We start from the raw sequence: 18,315 nt of genomic DNA, 5'->3' as shown, positions 1-18,315 counted from the left end.
AGGCGTTTTGCCTTTAGTCTTTCAAGTTCTGAATCGTCGCTCAACCCTTTATCACACCTATAGGCACTAATTTTGCTACTTTTGTGGCTATTCCTAAATTATGTGATACATTGACTACAGCATCTACATCTTTGTATGCCTGAGGAGTCTCTTCTACCACACCGTCACGAGTTAATGCTTTGATGAAAATACCCTTGTCATTTAGTGACTTTTTGACATCACTTTCTGAGTAATTCTTTCTTGCTTTGGATCTTGACATGGTCCTTCCTGCTCCATGTGCAGTAGAGCCAAAACTAAGTTCCATTGAATTTGGCTGTCCAAGTAGAATCCAGCTTGCAGTTCCCATAGATCCTGGAATAAGTACGGGTTGACCAATGTCACGATATTTTGTCGGTACCTCATCGCGGTTTGCGGGAAATGCTCGTGTGGCACCTTTTCTATGAACCACAAGATTTCGTTCTTTTCCATCGACTTTGTGTTTTTCAACTTTGGCAATATTGTGTGCAACATCATAAACTAGTTTCATATCAAGATCAGATTCACTTTGGCCAAATACTCTCTCAAATGATTTTCTTGTCCAATGGGTAATCATCTGTCGGTTACTCCATGCAAAGTTTAATGCAGCAAACATTGCTTTTCTGTAAGCATCACCTTCATCAGAATTGTTTGGAACACATGCCAGTTCTCTATCTGCTAAATGAATATCATATTTTTCCAAGGCCTGTTCTGAAACTCTAAGGTAGTCACTACAGACTTGGTGGCCAAATCCTCTTGAACCGCAATGAATCAAAACTGTAATTGTTCCTTCAGTTATTCCCATTCTTTTTGCAGCTTCTTCATCATGAATCTCTGCAACCTTTTGAATTTCAAGAAAGTGATTTCCAGATCCAAGACTTCCAAGTTGAGGGGCACCTCGCTTTCTTGCCTTATCTGAAACTTTGTTAGGATCTGCATTTGCAATTTGTCCGTTTTCTTCACAGACATCTGCATCATTTGATGAACCATATCCATTATCAATTGCCCAGTTAACGCCATTGACCAAGACTTCATCTAATTGAGAGTGAGATAATTTTACTGCGCCTTTGGAGCCAACTCCGGAAGGAATAGAACTAAACAAATCAGTTACAATATCTTTTAGTTTTGAGCGAACAGTATCTTCGTTAAGATTGCTTCGAAGTAGCCTTACACCACAATTGATGTCATATCCAACTCCTCCAGGACTAATCATGCCCTCTTCAGCATCCATTGCTGCAACGCCGCCAACTGGAAAACCATATCCTTCATGACCATCAGGCAAAACCACACCATGGCTCACAATACCAGGAATTGATGCAACGTTTCGAGCCTGCATTATGGTCCTATCAGTAAGCATTTTTTGCAACAGACTCTCATTTGCATAGATTTTGACAGGAACCTTCATTCCAAGATTAGAGTCAGCCTCAATTAGGTACTGATTTTCAGCAATTTTTTTTGGAGTTATTGATGACATAAGGTTGGTACAATTTTCGTTCAATCCAATTTAAATCTAAAATTTTTTGGTTTGTTCGCAAATCTGTCTAGGGTTTGAGAAAAACCTTCAATGTGTTTGGTTTTTTTGCATATTCTATTGCTTCTTCGAATTTTTCTAAGGGATAGGTAGTATCAATCAGATCATCTACAGAAATTTTATGAGAAGCAAGCGCATCAATGGCAGGTCTGAATTTCCCACATCTTGAACCAACCAAAGTAATTTCATTGACTACCGTAGGAGTCAAATCCAAGTTTTCTTTAGATGCTATAGTTGATTTTAAAATTACAGTTCCTCTTGGCTTTACCAATTTCATAGTATCTATAAATCCAGAATTGTTTCCTGTTGCCTCTACTACAAGATCAAAAACATTATGATCATCGTCTTTGATTCCAATCTTTGTTTGTAATCCTAGTTTTTTCAATGAAGATAACTTGTTTTCATGTCTTCCAAAACACGTAATGTCTGAGCAATACAGTTTCAAAACACTTGCAATAAGATGTGCCAGTCTTCCATCACCAACAATTGCAACATGCCAATCAGGCTTTAGATCAATTTGTTCAGTAATCTCAAATGCAGCAGCTAGTGGTTCTACAAACACTGCTTGTTCATCAGTAACAGAATCAGGAATTACGTGCAGGTTTTTTTCAGGCAATGAAAGATATTCTGCAAAAGCGCCATTTCTGTTTAGTATTCCAAGTACAGTTCTGTTTGGGCAGTGTCTTTCCATTCCAGTCTTGCAAGAAGAACACTTTCCACAACCGACATTGATTTCACCTACAACTCTTTTTCCAATCAAATCTTTGTTTGTCGATTTTTCTACAGTTCCTACAAATTCATGCCCAAGGATTCCATGATAACTCATGTATCCGTCTAAAATTTCCAGATCAGTCCCGCATATTCCAGCGAGGTTTATTCGAACTAATGCTTCACTAGGTTTAGGTTCTGGAAAGTCCTCAAGATAGGTTATGTTTTTGCCATCAAAGACTGTAGCTTTCACAGATTATGTTTTGTGCGTTATTTTAAAAGTCTAGGTTTCATATGAACATAATTAAAAAATATTCAAACTAGTGTTTGCAGCATGGTGGGACAACACTACCCCAATTACGTTGATACAGTATGTCTGCAGTAGATGGCGTCACACATGCAGGAGAGTCATTACCATATTTTAAAACCAAAACAAGTCCTTCTTTACAAATAACTGCAGCTGGTTCAATGCCATTTTTGATCTGTTTTAGTGGAGAAGAAACAGCATCATGTACTTTGCCGACAAACAATGTTGCAACATATTCTGATGGAGTGATTTCATGAGTTGTTGCTGGGTATGGTTTTAACATAGTTAGTCGGATAAAATAATCACCAAGAAGTTGTGAAGACTTTGTACCATCGTCGCCTAGTTTGATTATTTGAGTTCCAAAATCATTTTCATTTGTACTTACATCTACCTCAATAGATGAAGAGCCTTGCCAGACACAAGTAACATCTGAAGGGCATCTGGAATCTTCTGTCACATTAAGAAATGAAACATAAAGAAGAGAATCTATATTTGCAATTTCACCTATTTTGAGTTCAAAGGGAACTCGAAATTTTTCTTCTTTTACGGTCACATCAGGTCCATCTGCATATACAAAAGCAAAAAATCCAATTGAGATCATAAAGACCAAGAGACTCCTCAAAAACAACCCTCACTTTACAAAAACATATCCAGATTCATAAAGCATTCTAAGCTTTTGCCCGTTTTCAAACTAGATCGTATCCTATTCTCAAACATGACCAGACAAAAGAAGTAGATTTATTTTCGATGTTTAATTGAAAAAAATGTTGGCAATTTTACCCATAGACAGTGGTCGTTATGGCACTAAAGAAATGATGGAGATCTTCAGTGAACAAAAAAAAGTAGATTATCAGTTAGAAATTGAAGGGGCAGCAGCTGTTTCACAAAGTGAGATTGGATTAATCCCAAAAAACGTCGGAAGAAAAATTCTCAAAGCAGCAATTTCAGGAAAAATCACAGCAAAGAGAATTAAGGAATTAGAAGCAAAGAGTGATCATGACACTGCAGCACTTGTCGAATCATTAAGTGAGAAATGTCCAAAAGAAGCAAGACCTTGGATTCATTATGGGTTAACTAGCAATGATCTAGTAGATACGAGTAACTCTATGCAAATGAGAGACGCACTTGCAATAATTGAACCAAAAGTTGCAAAGATGGCAAAAATTCTTGCAAAAAGAGCTGTAAAACACTCAAAAATTCCAGCAGTTGGAAGGACCCACGGTCAGCATGCAAGCATCATATCATTTGGACTAAAGTTTGCAAACTGGGCAGCAGAAATGGCAAAACATGTTGAAAGAATTGAAGAAATCAAAAAAAGAATTTTAATTTGCAAGACAATGGGGGTTGTAGGAACTGGCTCTCTGATGGGGGCAAAATCCCTTGAAATTCAAAAAAGAGTTGCTAAAAGATTAAAGTTGTATCCAGCAGAAGTTACTACCCAGGTAGTACCCAGAGAAAGATATGCAGAATATGTATTTGAGTTAGCATTGATCGGAGCAACTCTAGAAAAAATCGCAGTGGAAATTCGTAACTTGCAGAGAACAGAGATTGCCGAAGTGGCAGAACAGTTCAAGAAAGGGCAAATGGGCAGCAGTGCTGTTCCAGTAAAGAGAAACCCAATCAAAAGCGAAAGAGTGTCATCATTTTCAAAGATGCTTCGAAGTCAGATTGGAATTACATTTGAAAACATACCATTATGGCATGAGCGAGACCTTTCAAATTCTGCAAACGAGAGGTTTGTTATCCCAACAACATCAATTTTAGTAGATGAGATGTTAGAGACGATGATTAAAATCGTAGATAACTTGATGGTCAATGAGAAGAGAATAGTTGAGAATCTCTACATAACAAAGGGTCAGATTTTTGCAGAATTTGTCTTGGAGGCATTAATCAAAAAAGGAGTTCCAAGATTTGTTGCGTACAGAGACGTTCAAAGAGTCGCATTTGAGGCAAAAGACAAAGAAATTCAATACATCGATGCAATAAAAAATGATAAAGCATTTTCTTCCAAGCTTACAGAAAAAGAAATCGATGCAATATTTTCACCAGAAAAACACCTAGGTGCATCACCTGCAATAATTAGAAACGTAAACAATACAGTTCAAAAGACAGTAAAAAAATTCACCTAGTCTTTAGTAATGATTTGTGAATTTTGGAACCATACTGTAGCGCCTTTTTCCTTTTGTTGTAAGATATTTCAGGTACCCCTACTTCACTTGCAAGTTTTCTAATAATGTGTTTTCTGTAAAGATCTTCAGAGTCATGAATCTTCTCTGATATCGGGATTGTTTTTGCAAACTCTACAAACTTTTCAGAAAGCAGTGGTTGAACAATCACTACACCAAATTCTGCAGTGACAGAATTTACTGCCTTCATCATTTTGATTTCATTGTCAAGCTTTGCATTCATCACCTCAAGGACTTTTGATTCTCCACCTGATATTGCCTCTCTGTACGCGTTATATCCACAAAACAACTCATCAATGCCATTTGCAGTCACAACAACATCAAGACTCAAACTTTTTGCAAGTTTTGATACATAATAAAACGCAATACTGTTTTCGTTCCACGAGAGATTTTCTGTCTTTATTTTTTGATTAATCTTTGTGGCAATTTGTCCAAAAGAATTGGATTCTATTTCTAGTATTTCGTGCTTGAATTTTAATTTCTGGTTTACCTCTTTTGCAAACAAAATATCATGAGATTCTGGAAAACCAATAGTAACTAGCGTAACATCATAACCCAAGTCACTGCAAACTTTTGCAACCAAAGTACTATCAACACCTCCAGAAAATGCTACTGCAATTTTCTTTTCTGTTACAGCATTAACAATACTATCTTTGATGTGTTCTAGTAGATCTTTTCTTGTTTCATTCATGTGTATTTCCTGACTGTGATTTACTTTAACTATTAATGTAGTGCGTGATAAAATAAAACATGATGAAACTATCATCAGGTGAATTGTCAGCAGAGTTAGAGAATCTACAAGGATGGAGCATAAAAGATGAAAAACTGCACAAAGAATTTCAGTTTGCAGACTTTAATGAGGCATTTGGGTTCATGACAAAGGCAGCTGCTGAATGTGAGAAGATGAATCACCATCCAGAGTGGTTTAATGTATACAACAAACTAGTCATCGACCTTACAACTCACGATGCTGGAGGAATTACACAAAACGACATCAACCTTGCCAAGATTCTAAACTCGTTGGTTTGATGTTAAAATTTCAGATTATTTTTACAGAATTTATATACAGAGCCCAGGCAGTTGACTTCACATGACTTCAAGTCCCACAGTCCTGGATTCAGATTTCAGATACATAGACAAAAAAGGAAACCTGTTGAGAACCAGGACAGAATTAACTGTAGCACAGATGCTAACATTTCTCGAGGAAGATTATGAATACAATCACAAATTATCATTAAAGAATGGAAAAGAAGTTGTAATTGATTTTAAGACCAAAAAGGGACTAATTGAGGTAATAGACAACGAAAAAGACATCAAAAAATACAGAGAAATCAAAGACGACATGCCTGATCAAAAGGTAATGGCAATAGGCCATCCAAAATTCTCATCTCAAATCAAGGAGCTAGAAGACATTGTATTTTATGACAAGACACCACAAACAGGTTCTATATTTTTAGAAGATGCATCATTCTCATTTGATTATGCACATATTCTGCCTTTGGTGGAAAAATGCTCAATCTTGCATGGTCATACATCATCAGTTATGGTTGAATTAGTAGGACAGATGAAAGACAATTTACTTTTGGATTTTGGAATTGCAAAAAAAATTATCAAAGAAGTCGTAAATGTATTTGATCACAAATTTTTCATCAACAGAAAATATCTAAAAAGTGAAGACGAATCACATTACCAAATTTCATTTGAGGGACCTAAAGGAATGTTTGATTTGCAAGTTCCAAAGAACACTACCTATCTTTTGGAAGGTGAAGCTACAGTTGAAAATCTATCAAGTGAGATAATCAAGCTGCTAGCCCCGAAAATGCCTTCAAATGTAGAAGCAGTTGGCGTTTACATTTATGAAGGATACAACAAGGGGTCTCACATCATCTCAAATATTTCAAGATAGTTAGAAAATGGACCCAAAAATATCAGAAAAAGCATGGAACCCAAAGTTAGAAAAGCAGATTCTAAAAAACTGGGAAGAAGAAAAAATTTATGATTTTACACCACAAGATGATAATTTTACAATAGACACGCCTCCACCATATCCATCAGGAAGACCGTGGCATATCGGCGCAGCAGCACACTACTCACAAATAGACATGATTGCACGCACTGCAAGAATGGCCGGAAAGAATGTCTACTTCCCTATAGGAATTGACAGAAACGGGCTCCCTGTAGAACTCTATACAGAAAAAAAACACAAGATACGAATGCGCGAAACAGATAGAGGAGAGTTTCTTGACTTGTGCAAAGAAGCACTTGATGATTTAGAAGCTGAAATGATTTTGATAATGAAAAGTCTGGGAATAAGCGGAAACTTTGCTCAATATTACAGAACAGATTCTCAAGAATATAGATCACTAACACAAGCAACTTTTATTGAACTGTGGAAGAAGGGTCAAGTCTATCTTGCAAACAGACCAAACAACTACGATTGGGTTTCAGGAACTACTATTGCAGATGCAGAAATTACTTACGAGGACTTGCCAACAAAACTTGTTTACATGAAATTTAAGATAAAAGATGCCGACAAGGAAATCATCATTGCCAGTACAAGACCAGAACTTTTGTGTGCGTGCAAAACAATCATTGTAAATCCTGAAGATGAGAGATATACTGAGCATATTGGGAAAAAAGTCATTGTTCCAATTACAAATAACGAAGTAGAGCTACGAACACACCACTCGGCTCAACAAGAGTTTGGTTCAGGAGCTGTAATGGTATGTAGTTATGGTGACCAAAACGATGTTGCATTATTCAGAGAGCTTGAGATGGAAGAAGTTGTTGCAATTGGACTAGATGGCAGAATGACTGAAGTTGCAGGAGAATATGCGGGACTAAAACCAAAGCAGGCAAGAGCAAAAATTATCGAAGACTTGGAAGCAAAAGGATTTGTTGAAAAAATAGAAGACATTGTTCATAGAACACCAGTCTCTGAGCGAAGCAAAAACCCAATTGAGATAATTCCAATGGAAGAGTACTATCTAAAACAAAAGGACTCTATTGATAAAATGAGAAAACTTGGAGAGGAAATCACATTCTATCCATCAATGCACAAGCAAATTTTGATGAACTGGCTTGAATCAATCAGTATTGACTGGCCAATATCTAGGAGGAGATACTATGGTACTGAAATCCCAATATGGTACTGCAAGGAGTGCTCTGAGCCTCACGTTCCTGAGCCTGGAAAATACTACAGACCATGGGCAGAAAAGGCTCCAATGGAAAAATGCACAAAATGTGGATGTTCTGAGTTTGTAGGAGAAGAAAGGACATTTGACACATGGATGGATTCAAGCGTATCTCCATTGTTTGTTACAAAATACAACAAAGACGAGGAATTTTTCAACAAGGTATATCCTGCAACAATTCGTCCACAGGCAAAAGACATTGTCAGAACATGGTTATACTATACGCTTCTTAGATGTGAGCAGCTAACTGGTAAGAAACCATGGTCTGAGGCATGGATTATGGGATACGGTCTTGACGAGAAGGGAATGAAGATGAGCAAGAGCAAAGGAAATGCAATTGATCCTTTGCCTGTAATTGAGAGACTAGGAGCTGACACGTTTAGATTTTGGAGTGCAAGTGAAATCAATCACGGGTATGACTTTAGATGCAATGAGCAAAAAATAGAATCAACAAAGAAGTTCTTGAGTAAACTGTGGAACGTTTCAAGATTTCTATCTAGTTTTCCAGTAATTGAATCAGGCAGTCCAAACCCTACTGACAAGTGGATTTTATCAGAACTAAACAATCTTGTCAAGGAATGCAAGAAGGGATATGACGAATACAATTTCTTTGTTCCAGCAATTGCAATTAGAGAATTCACCTGGAACTTGTTTGCAGCTCATTATATCGAGATGGTAAAGGCAAGAGCATATGGAATTGGATATTCAGACGAGGAAAGAGACGGTGCTATCTTTACGCTGCACAAGACGCTTTCAACAATTCTGAAGTTGTTGGCTCCAATAACTCCATTTATCACAGAACACTTGTGGAAGACGTTATACTCTAAAGAAAGCATCCACAAACAAAAACAAGTCACACAAGAAGAGACTGAAGACTTGAGCAGCATCACAAAAGAGATTACCGAGTTCAACTCCAAGGTATGGAATGAAAAAAAGGCTCAGAATCTGTCACTAAAAGACCCTATCTCAATTGAGGTCCCAAGCAGTCTAGAGCCATACAAAAAAGATCTCAAATCCATGCATAATTTAGCAGACTAGTATCATTTAGCACAAATTCTAAAAATAAAAAGTGAGGTTATTCAGTAAGTACTACTGCGTAGCTTACCGTGAATGGTGTTTCATTCATTGTATGAATTGCTAAAGCATTGCCAGAGAACACCCATGAGCCTGAAGATTTTTTCGGATCTACAAACACTAGTGCATAGTGAGTCTTTCCATCAGGAGACCATGTAGGTTGTCCTTGCATATGTTTTGGAGAAACAGGACCAATTAATGATACTAGTTGTATTGGTTCAGATGCGTCATATGTCAGGTGACCTGAATATGGTTGTTCACGTGGTGGCAAAATTACTGCTAGTTGGTGAGCTTCATGTCCTTGTCCCGGATCCTGTTTTGAGGTAGTGGTTCCACGAAGAATCTTTTGGTTATCTACTACATGTTCAGTGTATGAAACAGAGTATGTTACCGTAAAGGGAGTTGTTTTCTTTGTGTGAACAGCTAGTGCATTTCCTGTAAATTGGAATACGCCTGCAGAGTTTTGATTATCTACAAATGTTAAACCAAATTTAGTTTTTCCATCAGGAGTCCATATAGCTTGTCCTTTGTCCATTCCTTCTTTGAGAGGTCCATTTAGTACAACTAGTTGTACATTCTCAGTTGCAGAGTATGTTAGTTGTCCACGGTAGATTTTATCACTAGGTGGAAGAATGATTGCTAATTGATGTGATTCATGTCCTACACCAGGATCTACTGAAGATACAATACTTCCAGTAACTGTTCTTGCATGTCTAGTTGACTGAGCCATTGCAGTTTTTGCTTTCTCCATTGTTTCAGCTTTGTCATCTTTCTTTGGTGCATCCTTTGCTTTTTCAGATTCTACAGATTTCTTTTCCTTTTTTACTTCTTCTTTCTTTTTCTCTGCAGATTTTGTCATTTTTGGTACTTCAGAACACAGTCTATCACCACAGACTTTTTTTGAGCCTGTTTCACGAAGGTCATTTCCTTTGCTTTTCATAGCATCAGCTGGTTGTAAAAATGCGATAGGACCAGCAAGAGTTCCTGCTACCAAAACGACAATTGTAAACAATGCAACAATTGATGTTTTTGTCATTAGAGGTACTAACATAACATCATAAATAAACGGATCATAGTTTTAGAAGACCTTATTTTATTATCAATTAAGAAACATTGATTGAAAATTCAACTGGAGGGCTAAGTGCAGTTGGTTTAGTTAAGCTGTTCCACACAAAGACTGTTGCAGTGTATTTGCCTGAACTTGTAGGAATCCATGACACTGCGGGGGAGAAAGTCTGTCCAGTTTCCAGACTTCCAGTTATCCAAGATAACGAAACAACAGAATTGTTAGAATCTTGAATTTGAACAAGATAAGTAAATGGTTGACTCACAACATTGTTGTTTGCAATATCAGATGCAATCTGGATTTGCTGATCAATTTTTACCTGACTGATATTATTGCCAAAAGAATCTACAATCCTAGCATTTCCTATAGGTACACGTTCTAATGGGGCAACGACAGTTCCAATAAAGGTATTAGATGAGATTTTGAGCTCGTCTGCAGTTGTATATGGTTTTGGCAGTGTATTGTCTTCATACTTTGCAGTAACATAATCTCCTTCACTTACACGTAAGCGATGACCGGATGATTGATCGTTGTCAGTGAATTTCACACTTGCCTCAAAAATCCCTGTTGCCTGACCAGTCTCAGTTACTGTAAGATCAATACCACCAAGATCAGAGTCAGACCACACATCAATTGAAAATGTATCAATTGTTTCAGGATTCAGGTTCATGTCAGGATCAATAACACGAACAATTCCATCCCCATTAGCAGAAGTAGAACTTTGTTCCCATTCAACAGAACCAATATTCCATCTAATCAATGCCGAACCAAGAGTGGTCTCTCTTTCACTAAATTGGAACGAAACTGTCAGGCCATCATCATTCTTTGATTCCAAGAATCCATTTGTTGGACCACCGTTACTTTTTGGTTCAGTTCTTGGATTAGTGTCCTTTCCATCAATGTCACCAGTTCTGGAATCACCATCAGCATCATGTTTGAATCCAGTTAGAATAACTTCACCAACAAATATTCCAGTATCAGTTCCTGTTTCTACAAGTTTGTATTGAGATAATTTGTTTGAACGGGTAGAAACTTTGATTTCATTAGTAGATTTACTTCCTATCTCATCTATTTTGTTGTCATCAAAATTGTGATCAGGGGCAACAATTGTTATGTAGACTTTTTCTGTCCAAGAATACACCTTCTTATCTAATGTTATTTGCGATTGGAAATTTGAAGTAGAGAATTTCAGTTCAAATTTTTGATCATTTTTACCAACAAAGTCAGAACCAGGAGTGCCCCAATCAGTATAGGTGATTCGGATTGTTTCACCCCTATCTACAGGTTTGTTGTTTATTTCAGATGGAATCTCTATCAGGGTCTGGAATATCCCAGTAGAATCACCTGTTTCACGCAGTCCAACAGGTTGAGGATCAAAAATCTTTCCATTATTGGTAACAGGACCACCCAAATTACCCATAGTTACTCGTGCATCATCTGATCTCCATTCCAAAAGGTCAAGTGAATGAGTTTCTGCTTTCTTTGAATCAAAATTTAGATCAGGATCAATTAAAGTGATCAGTGCATCTCTTCCAATGATGTAAGATTGTTTGTCAGATTGCAAAGTACCCATCCTAAGATCAAATGCTGCTGAATCAGTTACAGTTCGTGATGAACCAGATGCATCAGTTTGATCAGAATACTCTACTGTAATTATATCACCTTGTAATATGCAATAATTTCCAGTAGTTGGTGCAGCATCAAACCTTGATAAGACTCCTGATTTTGACTTGTCTAATTTTGCAAAACCAGAATCTAATGTTGCAGGACATTTTGTAGATGATGGTCCATCAACATATCTAATTGGTAAACTAAATTGGAAAGTACCAGAGTTTGGAGATATTTCAGTAATTGGACCTAGTTCTCGAGTGATTCCACTTTTTACATTCTTACCTACTGTAATTACTCCAGAATTGGCAGTTTCTCCACCAGCAGTTGCCAAAACAACACTTGATGTACTTCGAGTTACAGTTATTTTTACAGGTCCATTTGTGGTTCCAGCAATGTTTTGAGAGATACGGTCTTCACCATTTGGTGATAGATTATAGTCAGCATCATCAATCCTTACAACAAGAATTGTGTTTTTTGGCCCTAGTTGTTCTCCAGAATCAATTGCTTTTGGATCACCGTTTTTAGTTACAGCTGTAAGATGATAAGGGAAGATTGAACGACCATCAGGATTAGTTGATGAAGACTTTCCAGACTCGTAAAAATCAGAAACTGCACCGATTGGGACCGGATATGTGGTTCTATCTAGTTGGACAATGCCGCTAGTCGCACCAACGGTTGCACTTGTACTAGTTACTGCTGCCTCACTTGATTGGCCTCTAAAGTCATAGTACACTGCACCAATATCCACTCCAGAAGTAGATTTTACAATACCACCATCATTTCGTGAGCAATATTGAGATGGAATTTTGAAACTACCCACAAACTCACCAGTCTTTTGTCCTGTTTCAACTAGAGTAAATCCAGTGGATGCTAAACCATCATTTCCTGTGATTGATGGACAAGATTTGCCTTTGTATGAGATGTTTGATTTTAACCATCGCTCATCATCAAATGTAATCTCAAGTAATCTTCCAAACGGTTGATTGTCTCTAAGCCCAAGATTTGGTAAACCCACAGTATCTGCTGCGGGATCATTTGGATGTTTTGTAGGATCCACAACAGTATAGACATCTACAAGATCAGAGTTGGTGTTTAGATCCTTATCAATTAGTTTTACACCAACGGTATCACCTGGCTTGAATGTTTTTACTGATAGTATGGCCAATCCCATGTGAGACAAAACGTCTTGTTGATCAGATATTGTTGTAAACACCCCATCAGAGCCCAAGTCATTGTAGTTAATACGTGGGGCACCACTATCTTTTTGTTCATTAATTACTAAAAATACAGGTTCATCGTCAATTGGCACTATTGATTCATAGGTTTTTGAATCAAAGATGTTTAGTTGATTTAGCATAATGTATTCCAAACTTCCTCTAAACTTTCCAGAGTCTTTTGACAGCTCTTCCATTTCTACACGGATGATTTGATTTGCTATCCTATCAGATTTTTCCAGTCCATCATTTCTTAGACCATATGAGAAAAAGTCTGCAATAATTGGCTTTGTTTGTGTTCCAATGTTTGTAATTTTAGGATATGAGAACATCAAACCAATTTTTTCATCTCCAGAAAAAGAGGTGGAAAACAAATTAGAGTGGAGTACCTGCGGACTAGAAACTTGTTGTGTTGAATTTAGATTAATCAGATTTTGCATAGTGGTATCAGATGCAATCTTTATGGCAGTTATTCCAGAGGAAGGATTTCCTGAAGAGTCAAGAACAGAAGAAGATGAAGTAACTAGAAGATAAATATCAACAGTATCAAAGTTTCCAAGAGAGCGGATATCAAAATTAAACATGTTTAGTCCCTTGAAATTTTCTGTGGAACTAAATGGATTGTTTATAGTAGAACGAAGTTCTTTTAGGTCCGTTTTAAGGTCAATTACAAGTGCATCAGAATCAGTAGTTTTTGCAGGATCAATGCGTGCCCTGTCGCTATGTTTTTCAACAAAAACACTGGAAGGTGAGCCTAAAACAGCACCAGATAATGTGAATTGTCCCGATGTGGTAGGTGTAAGAGTGTAGCCATTAAGAAACGATGCAGTAGTTTTTGTTTTAGAGTCAGTTCCACTCTCACCAAGTGTAAAAGGGTCACCAGTACTTAGTGCAGGGATTGCAGTATATGATGGATTAAACAAGTCAAGATCTTCTTTTTCTAGATTATTTTTATTGGCATCAGAATCTATCAAAACCACAGGCATTTCTTCCCCAGAATTCCATTCAGTCCCCTTTAATTTTTCATCAAGAGATAATGTTGCTTTTCCAAATCCAATTAGCAATGTAATAGATTTTTTATTATATTCTACTGATGCCGAAGTCCCTCTTTGAGCATCAGGCGTTGTAATTAATACAGAATCGTTGTTTTTATCATAAGTGGTAAAGATGCTGCTGTTAGGAGCTGTTTCAGTAATTGTTACTGGTTGTTTTCCGGCAGTAATGGAACCACCATTTGTAGATATTGATGAAATTGATGCTTCACCATCACCATTAGTTTCAGAATTATCATTGTCTTGAATTGTAATTACGTTTGATTGTCCCTGAACATTTGGATTAATCTTCAAAATTGCATTTTCTTTGAACATCATAGAAGTCAGAGAAGGTACAAGATCCACAGCACCTATAGTACCATCTGCATCTGCAATTCCAGAGTCTTCATACAGCATATAGTAAGTAGAAGGGCTTGACGCTAAAGTTCCAAATGACCATGAATCCTCATCAGTAGGGTCAATGTTTAGGCTAAGATCTGTTATCTTTAGATTAACATCAGATGAAATTGAATAAGAGGATCTGTCAAGTTCAAACTTTGCAAATTTTTCAGCTGTGTCAAATGTTAGTGTTGTTTGTTGAGGACCACCACCCCTGTTGTACTGTACAATTACGTTCCCGCCCTGTGAAAAGTCATAGAGTTGGATAAATGGCCAAAGGTCCTGAGATGCCAATCCAAGCTGTCCCAACTTTGCAGATCCAGAATTAACAGCCTTTGCTTGTCTTACAACATTAATTGCATTTTTTGTGTAAGGAGATGAAAGTGAACAGTCATTTGATATTTGATTGGGTGGATTTATGCCATTTTGGCCACCAACTCCAGTACCACTTACAGGTATTGCAATTCCATCACTCTCAGATACTGAAAACCCCAAAACAGAGGAATTTCTGGCACATAATGTACCAAAATCGAGTCCTTTTCCAGTCAACCCAACTGTGCTGTCTGCAATTTGTGCCTGTTTTCGGTCAGCAAAATATCCATACCAGTTGCCATCAGTTGCCTGAACCATTCTCAGATCCTTACCATTAACTGTGACATCAGGCTCACCTACACTTTTTCCAGTATCGCCAATGTTTGTATCTCTGACTACAACCTCAATCACCTGAGGTCCAGAGAATCTGTTTTGAGATACAGAATTTGCAGCAGACACAATGAGGTTGGATGTGCTTTGAGCTTCAATCGAATCAAAACTTTGGATTGCAAAAACACTAGTCATTACAAGTGCAAAAACAAGTGCAAAGTTTAGAAAAATATTCAGTCTAGCAACACATCCTCAAGAATTTCAACGAAAATATTATCAAGATTCTTTGCAAAAATTATTGTGTCATATGTCCTGCATGCATTTGCAGGAACATCTTTGTTTGAACCAACTTGAATAGTTTCAATCTGAGATTTCACAAGATCTTCTTTACATACAATATCTTGAGGAGAAAAATTCAATGATGACTGTTTTTTTGGAGAAATAACATTTGCAAAAGAGTTGGATATAGAAACTGAAGAAACTAACATTACAGAAACTGCCAATAATAAAAGAAGATTTTTTGATTTCATGTCGATAACATTACAGAGAGTTTGAAAGCTATTTAACAGTTGAACAGATGTTATTCACTAGAATATCTTGAAGATAAGATAATGCATACAAAGATGCCCTTACCAGATACTGCTTGTGCGCTATGTTGCAATCCCTTCGGTATGAAAATTGTTGAAGGGGATCTTACCTCATAATGCTCGTTTTCAAGATTAACATCATAAGTTAGTTTGGAAGACTCGGACAAGATTAGATTAATTTCATCATGATCATGTTTGTGCATTTGGCTGTATTCAGGCAGTTTCTTTGATGCATCAACAAAGTGAACAGCTATGTGAGTGTCAGATTCAGGAATTATTGTTTTCTCAAGCATCGATAATCGCTTTATTGGAGCTTTTTTATGAAATGGAATATTCTCAAGAGGTTCAGCAATACCTTCCTTGATGAATTTCTGGTATTTTCCCATACAATGGGTAGGCCTTTCTATTAAATAACTAAAACATTTTTCATATAAGCGACGGACACTAACTAACCTTATTGTCAGATAGAACATCGGAGTGGTTTGTCCCAAAGTTTGGGCCACAAGGATTCAGAAAAGGCATTGGCATGTTGTATCTTCCTTACACTGCAATAGTCACATGCTTTGCAGCACTTGGTGCAATGACTGAACCACTAGAGATTGAAAGAATAATTGCAATATCATTGATTTACATTTTATCATTGGGAGTAAGTGCACATATTCTTGATGCAATTGGTGGAAAGACAAAGCCTTGGGGAAATCTTCCAAAAAGAAAGCTGTGGGCAATAGCTTTAGGTTCGCTTGGCATTGCATTTACGATTGGAATCTATTATGCGTTCTTAGATTCACCATTACTGTTTCCAATTGGCATAATTGAAGGGTTTTTTCTTTTTGCATACAACCTTGAATTATTTGGAGGAAGGTTTCACAACAAAAAATCCACAGTTTTTTCGTGGGGAGTTTTGCCCGTATTTGCGGGATCAGCAATCCAATCAAACTCTATTTCTTTTGAAACAATAATGATTTCAGCAATTACAGCACTGGTAACATATGTTCTAATTATAAACAGCAGACCATACAAAATTCTAAAACAAACAAATGGAAATGCAAACGATATTAAGAAAAAAGAAATTATTCTAAAACTATTATCGATCGGAGTGGTTTTGGGAACTTTTTCATTTTTTGCAGTAAAGTATCTTTTCTAATACAATCTAGTTTTTAGAAGACTGGACTAGCTTTAGGAAATACTTGTGCAGGGATGTATCTTCTGTTAATTCGGGATGAAATGATGTTCCAATGACATTTCCTTTCTTTACTGCAACAATTTTTTCATTAAACTTTGATAGTACTTCCACATCAGAGCCAGTAGCAGAAACTGATGGGGCTCGAATGAATACTGCATTATACTTTGGAATGTTAATTGGATCCATTGAGATGTTTGCCTCAAAAGAATCATGCTGTCTGCCAAAAGAGTTTCTTTCCAATGTAATGTCAAGATATTCTAAGAGAGGTTGATTCGTCTTGCCAACTACACGGTCATCGGCAGTCTTTGATAGCATGATCATTCCAGCACAAATACCCAGCACGGGCATTCCAGCATCAATCTTTTCTTTAATTGTCTTAAGTGAACTATTAACTAGAGACAGTTGTCCAATAGTCGTGCTCTCACCGCCAGGAATGATCAGACCATCGACTTGAGAGATCTCTTCAGGAGTTTTGACATTTTTTACAGTTCCATCAATTCCTAATTCTTTTAGTGCAGATTCTGTAGAATCGATGTTTTCTTGAACATCTCCTTGTATTGCTAAAATTCCAACATTTAGGCTCATGCTGAACTACCACGCTCTTGCATTCTAAGCTCTAGTGTCTTGACATCCAATCCTAACATTGATTGCCTTTCATCAATCATCTTTTGAGCCTCTTTGACTTTTTCTGGCTCATTCCAGAAAGTAGTTGCCAATACTATTGATCTTGCTCTTTCTTTTGCATCATCTGCATTGAAAATTCCAGATCCAACAAAGATTCCATCACAACCCAATGACATGAGATATGCAGCATCTGCAGGAGTTGCAATCCCACCTGCTGCAAAATTTACAACAGGTAGCCTTCCAAGCTTTGCAGTTTGCTCTACAATATCATAAGATACTTTGAATTCTCTTGCCATTCGTACCAAATCCTGATTATCACCAGAGTCGTAAATTGATTTGATTGCTCGTAATTCATCATTTACTTTTTTAATATGAGTAACAGCTTCTGCAACATTTCCCGTTCCAGGTTCGCCTTTTGTCCTAATCATTGCAGCACCTTCTTCAATTCTTCTTAATGCTTCTGCCAAAGAACGTGCGCCGTTAACGTAAGGAGTTGTAAAATCCCATTTCCAAATGTGATGTGTCTCATCTGCAGGAGTTAAAACTTCAGATTCGTCAATCATGTCAACATTTGTTTCTTCTAACACCTTGGCTTCATAGACATGACCAATTCTACATTTTGCCATTACAGGAATTGTAACTGAATTCATAATTTCTTCAATAATCCTAATACTTGCAGTTCTTGCAACACCACCTGCCTTTCTGACATCAGAAGGTAGTTTGTCTAAAACCATAACAGATACTGCACCTGCTTCTTCTGCAATTTGTGCTTGCTCGACATTTGTAACATCCATCACTACGCCGTTTTTTAGCATGTGAGCAAATCCGCGCTTTAGGGTAGATGTTCCTTTTAGGATATCTTGTGCGTCTGTTTTTTCAGATAATATGCCCTTTGCATCTTTGCGTTCGCCAGATAATGGAAGCATAATTTTAAGAGTCACTC

The 18,315-nt window shown here is 37.2% G+C and carries 15 protein-coding genes; 5 read left to right on the top strand and 10 right to left on the bottom strand.

Features of this window, described 5'->3' with window-relative positions; all coding sequences use genetic code 11:
- Window positions 1–40: 40 nt before the first annotated feature.
- The 3 genes from NsoK4_RS01020 to NsoK4_RS01010 form a co-directional block, all read right to left on the bottom strand.
- Entirely contained in the window at window positions 41–1,489 is a 1,449-nt protein-coding gene (locus tag NsoK4_RS01020; RefSeq protein WP_211687556.1) for an RtcB family protein, read from the bottom strand.
- Between the two features lie 67 nt (window positions 1,490–1,556).
- On the bottom strand, window positions 1,557–2,507 hold the full coding sequence (locus NsoK4_RS01015) for an alcohol dehydrogenase catalytic domain-containing protein (RefSeq protein WP_211687555.1): 951 nt from the start codon (window positions 2,505–2,507) through the stop codon (window positions 1,557–1,559).
- A 67-nt stretch (window positions 2,508–2,574) separates the two neighbouring features.
- Entirely contained in the window at window positions 2,575–3,171 is a 597-nt protein-coding gene (locus NsoK4_RS01010) for a hypothetical protein (RefSeq protein WP_211687554.1), read from the bottom strand.
- Window positions 3,172–3,328: 157 nt separating this feature from the next.
- Here NsoK4_RS01010 and purB point away from each other — a divergent pair, with 157 nt between their 5' ends.
- Window positions 3,329–4,690, top strand: coding sequence for an adenylosuccinate lyase (purB, locus tag NsoK4_RS01005; protein WP_211688766.1), 1,362 nt, complete (start codon window positions 3,329–3,331; stop codon window positions 4,688–4,690).
- Here the strand turns inward: purB and NsoK4_RS01000 are convergent.
- Window positions 4,683–5,438 (bottom strand): asparagine synthase C-terminal domain-containing protein, encoded by a 756-nt coding sequence (locus NsoK4_RS01000; RefSeq protein WP_211687553.1) that lies wholly within the window; start codon window positions 5,436–5,438, stop codon window positions 4,683–4,685. The two genes, purB and NsoK4_RS01000, sit on opposite strands and share 8 nt — an antisense overlap.
- A 59-nt stretch (window positions 5,439–5,497) precedes the next feature.
- Between NsoK4_RS01000 and NsoK4_RS00995 the strand changes: the two genes are divergently transcribed.
- The 3 genes from NsoK4_RS00995 to NsoK4_RS00985 all read left to right on the top strand — a co-directional run bounded on the left by NsoK4_RS00995 (window position 5,498) and on the right by NsoK4_RS00985 (window position 8,979).
- The gene (locus tag NsoK4_RS00995) at window positions 5,498–5,776 is read left to right on the top strand and encodes a 4a-hydroxytetrahydrobiopterin dehydratase (protein ID WP_211687552.1); all 279 of its coding nucleotides are present in this window, start codon (window positions 5,498–5,500) and stop codon (window positions 5,774–5,776) included.
- A gap of 61 nt (window positions 5,777–5,837) precedes the next feature.
- Window positions 5,838–6,653, top strand: a complete 816-nt coding sequence (locus NsoK4_RS00990) for a 6-carboxytetrahydropterin synthase (protein ID WP_211687551.1) — start codon at window positions 5,838–5,840, stop codon at window positions 6,651–6,653.
- Between the two features lie 7 nt (window positions 6,654–6,660).
- Window positions 6,661–8,979, top strand: a complete 2,319-nt coding sequence (locus NsoK4_RS00985) for a valine--tRNA ligase (RefSeq protein ID WP_211687550.1) — start codon at window positions 6,661–6,663, stop codon at window positions 8,977–8,979.
- A gap of 37 nt (window positions 8,980–9,016) precedes the next feature.
- Here the strand turns inward: NsoK4_RS00985 and NsoK4_RS00980 are convergent, their stop codons facing one another.
- The 4 genes from NsoK4_RS00980 to NsoK4_RS00965 all read right to left on the bottom strand — a co-directional run bounded on the left by NsoK4_RS00980 (window position 9,017) and on the right by NsoK4_RS00965 (window position 15,951).
- The gene (locus NsoK4_RS00980; RefSeq protein WP_211687549.1) at window positions 9,017–10,051 is read right to left on the bottom strand and encodes a hypothetical protein; all 1,035 of its coding nucleotides are present in this window, start codon (window positions 10,049–10,051) and stop codon (window positions 9,017–9,019) included.
- A gap of 67 nt (window positions 10,052–10,118) precedes the next feature.
- A complete protein-coding gene (locus NsoK4_RS00975) occupies window positions 10,119–15,173 on the bottom strand; it encodes a hypothetical protein (RefSeq protein WP_211687548.1) in 5,055 nt (1,684 codons plus the stop codon).
- Between the two features lie 38 nt (window positions 15,174–15,211).
- Window positions 15,212–15,508, bottom strand: a complete 297-nt coding sequence (locus NsoK4_RS00970) for a hypothetical protein (protein WP_211687547.1) — start codon at window positions 15,506–15,508, stop codon at window positions 15,212–15,214.
- A gap of 50 nt (window positions 15,509–15,558) precedes the next feature.
- Entirely contained in the window at window positions 15,559–15,951 is a 393-nt protein-coding gene (locus tag NsoK4_RS00965; RefSeq protein ID WP_211687546.1) for a 2-isopropylmalate synthase, read from the bottom strand.
- 71 nt (window positions 15,952–16,022) lie between these two features.
- On the opposite strand from NsoK4_RS00965, the gene NsoK4_RS00960 reads away from it, so the two are divergent.
- Window positions 16,023–16,709, top strand: a complete 687-nt coding sequence (locus NsoK4_RS00960; RefSeq protein WP_211687545.1) for a hypothetical protein — start codon at window positions 16,023–16,025, stop codon at window positions 16,707–16,709.
- A 6-nt stretch (window positions 16,710–16,715) separates the two neighbouring features.
- Here the strand turns inward: NsoK4_RS00960 and pdxT are convergent, their stop codons facing one another.
- Together pdxT and pdxS are read right to left on the bottom strand one after the other, a co-directional pair.
- On the bottom strand, window positions 16,716–17,333 hold the full coding sequence (gene pdxT, locus NsoK4_RS00955; protein WP_211687544.1) for a pyridoxal 5'-phosphate synthase glutaminase subunit PdxT: 618 nt from the start codon (window positions 17,331–17,333) through the stop codon (window positions 16,716–16,718).
- A complete protein-coding gene (pdxS, locus tag NsoK4_RS00950; protein ID WP_211687543.1) occupies window positions 17,330–18,298 on the bottom strand; it encodes a pyridoxal 5'-phosphate synthase lyase subunit PdxS in 969 nt (322 codons plus the stop codon). Before pdxS ends, pdxT begins: the two co-directional genes overlap by 4 nt.
- Between the last annotated feature and the right edge of the window lie 17 nt (window positions 18,299–18,315).

Origin of the sequence: Nitrosopumilus sp. K4 (assembly GCF_018128925.1) — an archaeon.
GTDB lineage: Archaea > Thermoproteota > Nitrososphaeria > Nitrososphaerales > Nitrosopumilaceae > HKST03.
This window is presented reverse-complemented; position numbering and strand designations above follow the sequence as displayed.

What these genes read in the sequence shown, in the direction of transcription:
- NsoK4_RS00965 (WP_211687546.1), bottom strand. Translation starts at nt 15,951, where the DNA reads ATGGGAAAATACCAGAAATTCATCAAGGAAGGTATTGCTGAACCTCTT.
- NsoK4_RS00970 (WP_211687547.1), bottom strand. Translation starts at nt 15,508, where the DNA reads ATGAAATCAAAAAATCTTCTTTTATTATTGGCAGTTTCTGTAATGTTA.
- NsoK4_RS00990 (WP_211687551.1), top strand. Translation starts at nt 5,838, where the DNA reads ATGACTTCAAGTCCCACAGTCCTGGATTCAGATTTCAGATACATAGAC.
- NsoK4_RS00975 (WP_211687548.1), bottom strand. Translation starts at nt 15,173, where the DNA reads ATGACTAGTGTTTTTGCAATCCAAAGTTTTGATTCGATTGAAGCTCAA.
- NsoK4_RS00995 (WP_211687552.1), top strand. Translation starts at nt 5,498, where the DNA reads ATGATGAAACTATCATCAGGTGAATTGTCAGCAGAGTTAGAGAATCTA.
- NsoK4_RS01000 (WP_211687553.1), bottom strand. Translation starts at nt 5,438, where the DNA reads ATGAATGAAACAAGAAAAGATCTACTAGAACACATCAAAGATAGTATT.
- pdxT (WP_211687544.1), bottom strand. Translation starts at nt 17,333, where the DNA reads ATGAGCCTAAATGTTGGAATTTTAGCAATACAAGGAGATGTTCAAGAA.
- pdxS (WP_211687543.1), bottom strand. Translation starts at nt 18,298, where the DNA reads ATGCTTCCATTATCTGGCGAACGCAAAGATGCAAAGGGCATATTATCT.
- NsoK4_RS01020 (WP_211687556.1), bottom strand. Translation starts at nt 1,489, where the DNA reads ATGTCATCAATAACTCCAAAAAAAATTGCTGAAAATCAGTACCTAATT.
- NsoK4_RS00980 (WP_211687549.1), bottom strand. Translation starts at nt 10,051, where the DNA reads ATGACAAAAACATCAATTGTTGCATTGTTTACAATTGTCGTTTTGGTA.
- NsoK4_RS00985 (WP_211687550.1), top strand. Translation starts at nt 6,661, where the DNA reads ATGGACCCAAAAATATCAGAAAAAGCATGGAACCCAAAGTTAGAAAAG.